The organism is Chitinophaga sp. Hz27, from assembly GCF_042263525.1.
Taxonomy (GTDB): domain Bacteria; phylum Bacteroidota; class Bacteroidia; order Chitinophagales; family Chitinophagaceae; genus Chitinophaga.
Window position 1 is genome coordinate 835,502 of the sequence record NZ_JBHKFJ010000001.1, and the last position, 11,693, is coordinate 847,194.

10 protein-coding genes are annotated in these 11,693 nt (G+C 44.8%); 5 read left to right on the forward strand and 5 right to left on the reverse strand.

Annotation, left to right across the window (positions count from 1 at the left end):
* Positions 1-66 precede the first annotated feature (66 nt).
* Complete coding sequence (locus ACE38W_RS03390; RefSeq protein WP_375828826.1) at positions 67-258, forward strand: cold-shock protein; 192 nt, start codon at positions 67-69, stop codon at positions 256-258.
* Between the two features lie 66 nt (positions 259-324).
* On the opposite strand, the gene ACE38W_RS03395 is transcribed toward ACE38W_RS03390, so the two are convergent.
* Positions 325-1,791, reverse strand: coding sequence for a PLP-dependent aminotransferase family protein (locus ACE38W_RS03395; RefSeq protein WP_375828827.1), 1,467 nt, complete (start codon positions 1,789-1,791; stop codon positions 325-327).
* A gap of 137 nt (positions 1,792-1,928) precedes the next feature.
* On the opposite strand from ACE38W_RS03395, the gene pdxY reads away from it, so the two are divergent.
* From pdxY to ACE38W_RS03410, 3 genes are read left to right on the forward strand one after another with little or no spacing between them, the layout of a single operon-like run.
* Positions 1,929-2,768 carry a pyridoxal kinase gene (pdxY, locus tag ACE38W_RS03400; protein ID WP_375828828.1) on the forward strand — a complete coding sequence of 280 codons (840 nt, stop codon included), beginning with the start codon at positions 1,929-1,931 and terminating at the stop codon, positions 2,766-2,768.
* 18 nt (positions 2,769-2,786) lie between these two features.
* A complete protein-coding gene (locus ACE38W_RS03405) occupies positions 2,787-3,320 on the forward strand; it encodes a GNAT family N-acetyltransferase (protein ID WP_375828829.1) in 534 nt (177 codons plus the stop codon).
* Positions 3,313-4,041, forward strand: coding sequence for a YggS family pyridoxal phosphate-dependent enzyme (locus ACE38W_RS03410; RefSeq protein ID WP_375828830.1), 729 nt, complete (start codon positions 3,313-3,315; stop codon positions 4,039-4,041). Before ACE38W_RS03405 ends, ACE38W_RS03410 begins: the two co-directional genes overlap by 8 nt.
* A gap of 61 nt (positions 4,042-4,102) precedes the next feature.
* Here ACE38W_RS03410 and ACE38W_RS03415 read toward each other — a convergent pair whose 3' ends face one another.
* Together ACE38W_RS03415 and ACE38W_RS03420 are read right to left on the reverse strand one after the other, a co-directional pair.
* Positions 4,103-6,949, reverse strand: coding sequence for a M1 family aminopeptidase (locus ACE38W_RS03415; protein ID WP_375828831.1), 2,847 nt, complete (start codon positions 6,947-6,949; stop codon positions 4,103-4,105).
* A 63-nt stretch (positions 6,950-7,012) separates the two neighbouring features.
* Positions 7,013-8,152, reverse strand: coding sequence for a helix-turn-helix domain-containing protein (locus ACE38W_RS03420; protein WP_375828832.1), 1,140 nt, complete (start codon positions 8,150-8,152; stop codon positions 7,013-7,015).
* A gap of 141 nt (positions 8,153-8,293) precedes the next feature.
* On the opposite strand from ACE38W_RS03420, the gene ACE38W_RS03425 reads away from it, so the two are divergent.
* Positions 8,294-9,457, forward strand: a complete 1,164-nt coding sequence (locus tag ACE38W_RS03425) for an exo-alpha-sialidase (RefSeq protein ID WP_375828833.1) — start codon at positions 8,294-8,296, stop codon at positions 9,455-9,457.
* Between the two features lie 64 nt (positions 9,458-9,521).
* On the opposite strand, the gene gap is transcribed toward ACE38W_RS03425, so the two are convergent.
* Both gap and ACE38W_RS03435 read right to left on the reverse strand, forming a co-directional pair.
* Entirely contained in the window at positions 9,522-10,538 is a 1,017-nt protein-coding gene (gap, locus tag ACE38W_RS03430) for a type I glyceraldehyde-3-phosphate dehydrogenase (RefSeq protein ID WP_375828907.1), read from the reverse strand.
* 89 nt (positions 10,539-10,627) lie between these two features.
* On the reverse strand, positions 10,628-11,581 hold the full coding sequence (locus ACE38W_RS03435) for a nitrilase family protein (protein WP_375828834.1): 954 nt from the start codon (positions 11,579-11,581) through the stop codon (positions 10,628-10,630).
* Positions 11,582-11,693: the final 112 nt, after the last annotated feature.

Below are 11,693 nucleotides of genomic sequence, written 5' to 3' on the forward strand. Positions count from 1 at the left end.
TGTAGTCGCTCAGCGAGCCGTCTGATCAACATGGCGAGAATGCGTTCACTATTAAAAATTAAATAAATGCAAACAGGTGTTGTAAAATTTTTTAATGAAACTAAAGGTTTTGGTTTTATTAAAATCGAAGGTAGTAACCAAGAAATCTTTGTTCACGTATCTGGTATTAAAGAAAGCATTGGCGAAAACGACCGCGTCGTTTTTGACATTGAAGAAGGCAGAAAAGGCCCTAATGCTGTTAATGTAAGACTGGCTTAATTATCTTAAGATAAAAGTTTTGTTACAAGCGTGTATCGTTCTACGGTACACGCTTTTTTTATCTACCTATATCAACTTCTTCAACAATAATACTGCCCTATGCAAATCTTCCATTGAAGACGAAGCAAAGCCTAACCGAACACCATTGACATCATACCCAGGGTAGATATGCGCCTGCCCGTTGCTGAGATACAATCCCTTTTTATATGCATCGCTGGATAACTTTTTCAGATTGGTATGCCTGGAAAACTCTGTCCATACGGTCATGCCACCTTCTGGTATCTCAAAACGCACAGCATCCTTCAACTCCCGCTGCATCAGCTCACAGAAATAATCCCGGCGCTCCTTGTAGATGCCCAATGTTTTCCGCAGATAGCGCTGAATAGTACCATCTGTCAGCAAATCGGCCATGGCATTCTCTAATATGTGATCGCCCTGCCGGTCCAACAGCACGCGGACCTGGCTGAGGTGCTTTACCACATTGTCTGAAGCCACCAGGTAACCCAGGCGGAAAGCGGGTGACAGACTCTTGCTGAACGAGCCGCAATAGATCACCATCCCATTTTCATCAGCGCTGGCCAAAGGCAGCAGTGGCCTTTGACGATAGTGAAAGTCATAGTCATAATCGTCTTCAAATATGATAAACCCATACTCATTAGATAAGCGTAATAGTTCCAAACGCCTGTCCAGACGCAAAGAAACAGTAGTAGGATAATGGTGATGCGGCGTTACATACACCATCCTTACCTTTCTTCGCTTGCATATTTTTTTCAGTTCCTCTACTACGAGGCCATGTTCATCTACCGGAATGCCAATATGTTTGGCGCCGGCATGCGCAAAATTCCGTTCCGACCTACTCCAGCCAGGAATGCCCGATACCACTAGATCTCCGGGTCTTATAAGACCATTACATACCAGGTTGATGCCCATCACCGTACCACGTACAGAAAGAATATTAGCGGCCGTCGTTTTCAGGCCACGGGTCTCATTTAGGTATGCCGACAATCCATTTTTGTAGTAGTCCGAACCATCCGGATTACCATAGGCGCCGAATTTAGTATATAGGCCACTGCGCGTGAGCTGACTGCGATAGGAGCGATAAAGCTCCTTCAATGGCGCGATGCGTGGGTCTGGCAGACCATCATCTAAATGTAATGCTGCAGTAGCTATTTCCGGCAATGGCCCGAGATAGTCCATCTTGTAAATTTCAAATCCGGCTTTCACCGGAACGGCATTGACTGGGGGAATGCCAAGGCTGCCAGGACTCAATTCTGGCACGGCGGCACTCACGAAGGTCCCCTTGCCTACATGGCTTTCCAGCCAGCCTTGCAGGTGCAGCTCTTCATAGGCTTTGGTGGCCGTGATACGGTTAATATTACAAATGGTGGCTAGCTCCCTGCTGCTAGGAAGCTTCTCGCCGGTACGGAGCCGCCCCGACTTGATAAATAGCAGTATGGCATCCGCCAACTGCAGGTATACCGCCCTTTCGCCCTGGTGGTCTAGCTGAATAGCATGAAATATTCTTGAAGACATTGGCCTATCTGATTTATTGAAATTGGACTACAATAGTAATCCATTTTCAAAATACTTTTGTTCCTGAGATAGCACATTAACAACTGGCAGCGTTTTTTGCTGTTATCTATTTTTTAGGAAGAAATTGTATTAAACAAATGCCTGCAAATAATATACTTACTATTCAAAGTCTTGTTTCAACGGGTTATGTTGGCAACAATGCGGCTATGATGGCAATACAGCTGCATGGTTTCGATCCTATCATGTTGCCAACAGTGATGTTATCGGCACATACCGGACATAAAGCGTTTTATGGAGAGGCTATTAGCGCGGAGTTATTCGCAAAATTGCTGAGAGGTATCAAGGAGATAGATATATTAGTAGATACCAAATATCTGCTTAGCGGTTACATTGCCACTGCCGACCTGGTAGAATTATCTGCTGCCTTTATCGCAACGCTGAAGCGGGATGACCATCATTATGTTTATCTCTATGACCCTGTATTTGGAGATATGCGCACAGATGGTTTATATGTTCCCAAAGAAGTGGCTGATTTGTCTGTATCCGCACTGCTGCCGCTGAGCGACGTACTAACACCTAATCATTTCGAATTGGAGTATATCCTTCAACGTGAGGTGCGTACCATCGCTGCTTTGCAGGAGGCCGTACAAGCGCATCCGTTATTAAGTACAAGATCGGTAATAATGACCACCGCTGAATTAGCAGATACGCCTGCCGACCAGGTAGAGGTGATACTGCTGAAAGATAATAACGTCAAGCGTTTCCGCAGCAAAAAAGTACATGCAGATATCGTAGGTACCGGCGATCTGTTTGCCTCCATTATCACAGCTCAGCTGAATATGGGGAGAGAATTGGAAACCGCCATCGGCATCAGCATGGAATTGATCAGCAAGGCCATGGATTATGTAAAAGACAGCAGGTTCAGTGAAATCAATGCTAAGTCTTTACTGAAATTCAGGCATCTGCTGGAAGCTTAATATTAAAATTTTACCCACATGGAATTTAATATTCAACCCATACTGGAAAATGACAGGGCTACACTGGAACCCTTACAGGCAGCCGATTTCGAGACTGTCTATGCTACTGCCTCCGATCCGTTAGTTTGGGAACAGCATCCCAACAAAACCCGCTGGCAGAAAGATGTATTCCGCGTATACTTTGATGGGGCCATGGAAAGCAAGGGCGCTTTCAAAATCATTGACAAGCGAAGCGGTAAAGTAGCCGGCAGTACGAGGTATTATGATTATAATGCGGCCGACAACAGCATCATGATAGGTTATACCTTTTATGCCCGCGAGTTCTGGGGTACTGGGTTGAATATGTCTGTTAAAAAGCTCATGTTGGATTATATTTTTCAGTATGTAGATAAAGTGATTTTCCAGGTAGGAGCTACCAATACCCGCTCCCAGATTGCAATGGGGCGTGTAGGTGCCGTGAAAACAGGTGAGGAAACCATCACCTACTACGGTGAGGCACCTAAGCATAATTTTATTTATACCATCAATAAAAGTGACTGGAAGCATGAATGATGTAGCGCAACATATTCAGGAAATATTAGACCGGATAGAAAAGGCCTGTATCGCCAGTAATCGTAGTAAAGACAGCGTTCGATTGCTATTGGCTACTAAAACAGTACCGCCTGAACGTATCAAACTGGCCCTGGAAACAGGTCAGACGTTGATCGCGGAAAACAAAGTACAGGAGCTGAAAGAGAAGTATGAAGCATTACAATCTACTCCGCATGAAAATCATTTCATCGGACATCTGCAAACCAATAAAGTAAAAGATATCCTGAAATATGAAGTGCATTGTGTACAGTCGCTCGATCGAATAGACCTGGCAGAGAAGCTACACCAGCGACTTTCAGCGGAAGGTCGCAGTATAGATGTACTGCTGCAAGTCAATACTTCGAACGAAGAAAGTAAATACGGCGTGCATCCTGATCAGGCGCTTGATCTCGCGAAAGCTGTTGCCGCACTGCCTTCTTTACATATCAAAGGCTTGATGACCATAGGCCTGCTTAGTGCAGATGCCGTGCAGGTAAGACAGTGTTTTCAGTTGTTGAAAAAAGTACAGCAGGAAATTGCTGCCGCTGCTATTCCTGGTGTTGAAATGAAAGAGCTATCTATGGGCATGAGCGGTGATATGGATATTGCCATAGAAGAAGGCGCTACTATTGTGCGTGTAGGCACCGCTATTTTCGGTAAACGCCCTACACCAGATAGCTTCTACTGGAATGAAAATAATTGATTTTGTTTTTAATTGCTATACATAAGTAGGGCTGACCATTTTTGGTCGGCCCTTATCGTTGTTACTCCTGCGCCACCGTAATCAAAAAATGCTGATCATCTAACTGAAAATCTTTGTTTTTAGTATTTTTTAGTACCAGGGTTTTTAATTTGGTGGTAGGGAATAATGTCATGCGTGTATTGCTGTGCAATGTCGCTACTGCTGGCATGTCGAATTCTGGGATCGTGTTTTTCCAACGATAATGGACTAATAAATCATTGCCTTGCTGTATGGTCTGGTAAAATAAAACAGGAATGGCCGTTTCTCTTAAATATTGCTGAAATACACTATGATAGGTTCTTTTTAAAGCTTTACTAATGAAAGCTTCCAGCATATCAGAAGTGATTGTCTGGTAACGGAAATTTTCTTGTATAGATTTTAAAGTTTGGAACCATAGACTATCATTATCTGTGCAGCTTCTTAAAGTATGCAGCAATAAGCTTCCTTTAGTATACATATCCCCAATGTCGTAATGTATGTGATTGACGTTGTAAACACCAATGATAGGATCTGTATTTTTAATGGCTGGTCTTTGCATATTCAGGAACTCCAAGGCACTTTCTTTTCCAAACATTTGTTCTATTCCTAATGACTCCGCGTAGGTGGCAAAGGCTTCGTGTATCCACATGTCAGCGATATCTTTACTGGTGACGGCATTGCCCCACCATTCGTGGGCTATTTCATGCCATACTACCTGTGGCAGCAGGGCCATGGAATCATTGAATATCTTGCCAACACAAACGCCACTCTGGTGTTCCATAGGATATGGACTTTCCAATAATCTAAAACCATCTCGGGGGAAAGGGTATGGCCCAAAATATTGTTCATAGATCTTCAGCAGGGTTTTTATTTGCGGGAATAACTGTTTGGCTGCAGCAATATGTTCGGGCAGTACATAATAATCTAACGTTAACGTATCCTCGTTTTGCTGTAGGTATTGATCTGTGAAATGTGCATACGGGCCAATACAAAAGCTAACATCATAGTTGTTGATAGGATAGGAGACTGCCCAGTCGTAACGCATTTGTTTATTTCCTACCGGTGTTTTTGCAAGGAGCTTTCCATTGGATATTTCCGTAAAACGTTCGGGAACGGTAATGGCTATACGCATACTGTCTGGCTCATCCGACAGATGATCTTTATTAGGCCACCATAGGCTTGCACCGGAGCCCTGGCAAACCATTTGGGCCCAGGTTTCACCATTGGGTGTGTGGTCCCAAAGCATTCCGCCGCACATGGGTAGATCGGGGCGGGCTGTTTGTGGACTACCTTCATATACTACACATATGGTTGCTATGCTATTGATGGGCAGTTGTTTCGGAAAGGTGATAAAAACTGCATCCGCGGTTCGTGTATAGGGCAATGATTGTTGTTGCCAGGTGACCTGTTTAATTTGCATGTTATGATGTAGATCCAGCTGTAGTGTCGAAAATGGCGTCAGCACTTTAAAAGTGATTTCGTTGCTGCCGCTGAGGAATTGTTTGTCTGGGTCAACAGTGACCGCGAGGTTATAGAAAGTAATATCAAAGCAGGAGCGTAGTGGAGAGAGCATTCCTCGCAGGGTATCAGCGAGGGTAAATCCATTTTGGCGGTTGGATAGTCGTATAGTCGTGTCAGTGATAGGATGTGAAGTAGTTGCTGCTTCAGGCAACTGGAAATTATGTTGCTCCCAGAATGCGGTATCATAACGTTGCTGTATCAACGAATTGACGGAGGCGCTGCGATTGATGGCGCTGTCGCCGAATGGGCGTGCATTCTCCGGCTGGATAGCTGTGACTTGCATGGTGAAGCGTCCGTCCCAGGCGGCGTTGCGGAGGTTACGCTTAGCGCTGTTGATATCCATTTTCCAGTGTCTGCTGATATTGGAGAGGTACCATTTTCCATGATAGGGCTGGTAGGAGATGATCGTTTTTGCGTCCGTGAAATCCATTTTCGCTTTTAGGGTAAAGGCCATGATCGTATATCCGAGGCCGCCTTTGCCATGTTTGTTGATATAGCGTGCGCCCGCAGGCGTTGTAGCCCATTCACAGCGTACAATCGCCAGGGAATTGGATTCCAGAAAAAGTTTTCCGCTCATCAGCACATCTGAAGAGGGCGATTTTGGCCCGAAACTGATGACGGTCAGGTTGATATTTCCTTCTTCCAAATTTCCTTCATAGGTGTAGCGGTAGTCATCAAAATTGTCCTGGTTGAGAAATGATTTAGGCCCATTGGGAAACCTGGCTATATCTTCGGTGAGCGAGCTATAGGCAGTATTCATGATGTTGCTGAGCCACCCATAAAATCGAGGGTCTCCATGCTGGTTGGTTTCCAGGCGCTGGCCTTTGATTAGCTTAATTTGGTTTTGGGCAGCTGTTTGAGCGTTGGGAGATTTATAAATATCCAGTACAGATTCGTTATAGTTTAAGGTGTCGGTATTGAGGCGTATAAATTCCCGGTAGAAAACGGTCATGCGGGTGGCAGCGGTGTCGTGATTTTTCGGAAGTAGGGTGATCATCTCCCGGATAATATCTAACGCATTAACTGTTTTTACGGTAACACTATTAAGCAAGATGGCTGCAGGGGGCAGCGACAGCTGGAGGCAACTACCAGGATTGGTAGCTATAGTCTTTGATTTATAGCCAATGCTGGATATCAGCAGCGAATCATTATTTAGCGCAACCGGGACCTTAAAAATGAATTCACCATTTGCGTTACAGGCAGTTCCTATGCCGGCATTTTTGATTTGGATACTGGCATATGGAATCGGTTTGGTGGTAGTACTATCGGTAATACGACCCTGAATGGTATAATAATTATCCTGGGCAAAAAGCAGATTACATGATAAAATAAAGAGGATGTGTAACAGCAGGGCTACTGGTTTCAGCATGTTTTTTTAAAGCAAAAAACGCTGGAAACGCTTATCTGACCTACTCAAATCCGGATTTGAATACTAATTTTCAAGGGAAGTTGCTGATCGGCCACCCTGTTGCTGGATATATTCTTTGGGGGAGATGCCGGTAATTTGTTTGAAGGTTCGTTGAAAGGTTGCCTGCGAATTAAAGCCGGATTCATAGGCAACGCCCATAATTGTCATATGCTCAAAATCAGCTGCCAGAATTTTTTGTTGGAAGATACTGACACGATATTGATTGATATAGGTTGCGAAACTTTTTTTCAGGTGCTGGTTGAGCACTGCCGATATTGTTTTGGCAGGGATGCCGGTATGTTGCGATAACGTGGCGAGGTCGAGGTTTGGATTGAGGAAGACCAAATCCTGTTCCATAGCTTTTTCAAGAAGGGGCACTACTGCTGCAACGGTGTCTGCTGGTGGTACCGCTATTTTTTTATTTGCCACCAGTTCCTGTGGCGGCAGCAGGTAACCCCGTATTCCCAAAGTATAAATCAATGCCACTATTGGTATATATACCGGATACCATCCGATGGTATCTAGCATAAAATTGGTCATGGAAGGGATTACATAGGGTATGAGATACAGCAGCCAGATAGCCTGGAAAGCCAGGAAGATGTACAGGAACTGTCGGAACCATTTTATTTTAGGATTGACAGCTATCATGGGCTGGCGCAGGTATCGCAGCGACAGCCAGATATAAGTGCTGATGCTAAGCCACCGCGGAATGTCCACGAAAGTATCATATTGATCAATGAAAGCCCCCCAGGGTTGTGGATTATTCCGGATTGTATTGGTTAACACACCGGTGACATATACCAGGGCCGTGAGTTGTGGCACAATATCCAGTATTGTCGTTACAAAATGTAGGCGTTGTTGTTTACTCAGCTGAAAATCGGACTCCATACTACTTCTCACGTAGCAATAAAGCAGCGGGCCTACCGGCATCGTGATGATTAGCGGAATGAAGTTGGCGATAAATGCCAGTAGCGGTGATTTATTAAGGATGCCCGTTGTGAAAAAGAAAAGGTTCAAAGAGGCCAGCGCCAGCAATAGTAGAAGCAGCGCCAGAAATTTATTTGCACGTTTATTCTTAGGCGTTATAAACAGCAGGGCACTTAATATGAAGCCCTGAAGGGTACCTAGTAGTAATATCGTGGTGAAAACGCCTGTAAAAGTCATGCATGGAACGCGTTAGCTTACAAGTTAACGTTACCGTTGAAATTTTTCAAAAAATCAGGATAAATGATTTTCTTCCTGTTGAACTGAATTTCTAAGCAAGCATTTTTATCTTGCAGCGGGTCAAATCAAACAATAATTGGCATGAACAGGAACAATCTATTGATATTATTGCTTTTATGCTGTGCTAGTATCAGCAATGCACAGCCAGTCGCTGTTTTTCGCAGCGGCACTGAAGGATACAAAAATTTTCGTATACCCGCTATTGTGAGCTTGCCAGATGGTAAGCTGCTGGCCTTTGCAGAAGGACGCGTGAATAATGCTGGCGATTTTGGCGATATTAATATTGTCATGAAAACCAGTATGGATAATGGTAAGAGCTGGTCGGCGCTGCAAACAGTAGTAGATAACGACACTTTACAGGCAGGCAACATGGCACCGGTGGTAGACCTCACTGATCCCTTGTATCCGCAAGGCAGGATATTCCTGTTCTATAATACGGGCAACAACCATGAAGGAGAAGTACGCAAAGGTCACGGTTTGCGCGAAGTATGGTATATCACCAGTGTTGATGGCGGCAAAAGCTGGTCCTCTTCCGTAAATATTACCACACAGGTACATAAACCATTGCAGCCAAAGATAAATCCGGCATATAATTTTTCGGAAGACTGGCGTAGCTATGCCAATACTCCAGGTCATGGGTTGCAGTTTTCCCGTGGTAAATACCGTGGACGCATATACGTTGCAGCCAATCATAGCGCCGGTGCGCCACAACCACATTTTACCGATTATATTGCGCATGGATATTATACAGATGATCATGGTAGAACTTTTCATCTGTCGGAAAATATACCGGTGCCTGGTTCTAATGAATCAACAGCGGCAGAGCTTTCTGACGGGCGTCTGGTATTTAATACACGTAACCAGCGAGGCGATAAAAAAAAGCGTATAGTAGTGTTGAGCGATGATGGCGGGTCTACCTGGACTACTACTCACTTTGATGAACGGTTGCCTGATCCGGTTTGTGAAGGAAGCCTGTTAAACATTGGCTGGAAAAAGAACAAGGCTATTCTTGCCTTCTCCAACTGTGCCGATACGATACAGCGTAATCATCTTACTATACGTATCAGCAATGCGGATGCAGACTCCTGGCCTGTTACAATACCAGTTGCTGCCAGTGAAAATACCCAAGGAGATTTTGCCGCTTATTCCGATCTGGTACTTTTGAAAAACAAGCAACTCGGTATTTTGTATGAAAAAAATAACTACCGGGAGATCGTGTTTGAATCTTATGATATTAAAAAATAAATCGCATAAAAAAACGCAGCAGGATAATGTTCCTGCTGCGTTTTTACTATTTAGTAAATTGTAATTAATTGTTTGTTTTCTGCAAGTCTGCAATAAGCACGATTAGATCTGCGATTCGGTTAGAATATCCAAATTCATTATCATACCAGCCTACTACTTTTACGAGGTCGCCTACGATAGAGGTCAGCAGTGCGTCGAAGGTGCAGGAGTAAGGATTGTCTACCACATCGATGGATACGATGGGAGCCTCTGTATACTTCAGCACACCTTTCATGGTGGTTTCTGCCGCTTCTTTGAATTTGGCATTGATTTCCGCCACGCTTTCCGGTTGTTTTTTCAGGATGCAGGTGAAATCAGTAAGAGAGCCGTTTAAAACTGGTACTCGGATGCCAGCGCCACCTAGTCGGCCTTCCAGGTGAGGAAAGATAGAGGTGATCGCTTTTGCAGCACCAGTGCTGGTAGGGATGATAGACGCAGAAGCAGCGCGCGCCCTGCGAAGGTCGCGGTGTGGTGCATCATGGAGGTTCTGATCTCCGGTCATGGAGTGCACGGTGGTGATATAACCATCGAGAATACCCCAGTTATCATCCAATACTTTTACCATTGGCGCCACATTGTTGGTGGTGCAGGAGGCATTGGAGAGAATAGGAGCGCTGAGATCTATCAGGTGGTCGTTTACGCCCAATACCACGGTAGGAATATCTTTATCAGCAGGAGGAGCTGAAATGATCACTTGCTTGGCGCCTGCCTGCAGGTGTTGTTCTGCGCTTTTTCTGCTGGTAAATTTACCGGTAGATTCCAGTACAAGGTCGATATGCATGTTTGCCCATGGCAGCTGCAGCGGATCACGTTCTGATAAGATACGGATAGATTTTCCGTCGATTACCAATGCATCAGCGGTGGCTTCCACTGTGCCCTGGTAGGGGCCATGCACAGAGTCGTATGTATATAGATGCGCCAGTGTCGGGATATCTGCCAGGTCATTGATCGCGACAACCTCAATACCTGTTTTCTCCAGTAGCATACGTAAAGACATCCTGCCGATACGTCCAAAGCCATTGATCGCTATTCTCATCTTTATTTTGTTGTAGCCCGCAAAATTACCAGATATTGCAGTAATCCCCAAAAAGACAAAACGCATCTTTTTTAGTAGCAACCTGCGGTAGCGCGTTATTTTTCATTCAGCCATACTACCTTTTGTACGGAGGCATGTTCCTGACCAATGATATCTGCGTAAAGATCAGGTCTGCGAGCCTGGCGATATCTGTGTCCACCGGCCTTTTGCAGCTTTTCGCGTGTAAGTGTTGCCGTTACTACTTCATCACCTAGTTTGCGACATTCAGCTATTACGTCTCCGAATGGATCTATGACCATGCTACAACCATTTTTCAGCTGATCGTCGTCCATGCCGATAGGATTGGAGAATATGGCATAGATGCCGTTGTCGTAGGCACGTGCTGGCAACCATTTCATGAGCCATGAGCGGCCTTTCATGCCGTCAAATTCCAGTCGAAGCGGGGTTGGATCTGTTTCGCGTTTTTCCCACAGGGCAGGATCCACAAAGCCGGCGCCTGGGCGTGGGCTAGGGGTGCACATGGTCACATGTGGCATGAAAATAATTTCTGCTCCCAGCAAGGCGGTAGCGCGCACATTTTCGATCACATTATTGTCATAGCAGATCAGCATACCACATTTCCAGCCATGGAGGTCAAATACCACATACTCATTGCCTGGGCGAAGATGTGGGTTGATGAAAGGATGTAATTTCCTGTATTTAGCCACCAGCCCGTTTTTATCTACACATACATAGGCTTTGTAGAGATGATTATGTTCATCTTTTTCAAATAATCCGGCGAGTACGTAGATATTATTTTCTTTTGCAATATCGGTCAGCGCTTTGATGGAAGGCCCGTCAGGTATTGGTTCTGCGAGTGCCAGCATTTGCGTTTCTGATAAATTACGTGCAAAGGTATAGCCGGTGATGCTACATTCGTGAAAGGCAACAGCCTGGGCGCCCTGTGATGCTGCGGTGGCAGAAAGTTGGCGAATACGCTCCAGGTTAAATTCTTTATCGCCGCTACGGTTCTCAAACTGTGCTGTGGCGATCTTCAGGGTATCTGTCATGGGTTAATGTTTGAGCCAACAAATATAGGTATTGCACCTAAGTTTCTGTGGAAGATATCACAAGAAAACTCTGACGAAAAACTCCTATATTCGCAGTTTCAATTTTTATAGC

Bases quoted from the DNA above. Each gene is read 5' to 3' on its own strand.
- ACE38W_RS03390 (WP_375828826.1), top strand. From the start codon at position 67: ATGCAAACAGGTGTTGTAAAATTTTTTAATGAAACTAAAGGTTTTGGT.
- ACE38W_RS03395 (WP_375828827.1), bottom strand. From the start codon at position 1,791: ATGTCTTCAAGAATATTTCATGCTATTCAGCTAGACCACCAGGGCGAA.
- pdxY (WP_375828828.1), top strand. From the start codon at position 1,929: ATGCCTGCAAATAATATACTTACTATTCAAAGTCTTGTTTCAACGGGT.
- ACE38W_RS03405 (WP_375828829.1), top strand. From the start codon at position 2,787: ATGGAATTTAATATTCAACCCATACTGGAAAATGACAGGGCTACACTG.
- ACE38W_RS03410 (WP_375828830.1), top strand. From the start codon at position 3,313: ATGAATGATGTAGCGCAACATATTCAGGAAATATTAGACCGGATAGAA.
- ACE38W_RS03415 (WP_375828831.1), bottom strand. From the start codon at position 6,949: ATGCTGAAACCAGTAGCCCTGCTGTTACACATCCTCTTTATTTTATCA.
- ACE38W_RS03420 (WP_375828832.1), bottom strand. From the start codon at position 8,152: ATGACTTTTACAGGCGTTTTCACCACGATATTACTACTAGGTACCCTT.
- ACE38W_RS03425 (WP_375828833.1), top strand. From the start codon at position 8,294: ATGAACAGGAACAATCTATTGATATTATTGCTTTTATGCTGTGCTAGT.
- ACE38W_RS03435 (WP_375828834.1), bottom strand. From the start codon at position 11,581: ATGACAGATACCCTGAAGATCGCCACAGCACAGTTTGAGAACCGTAGC.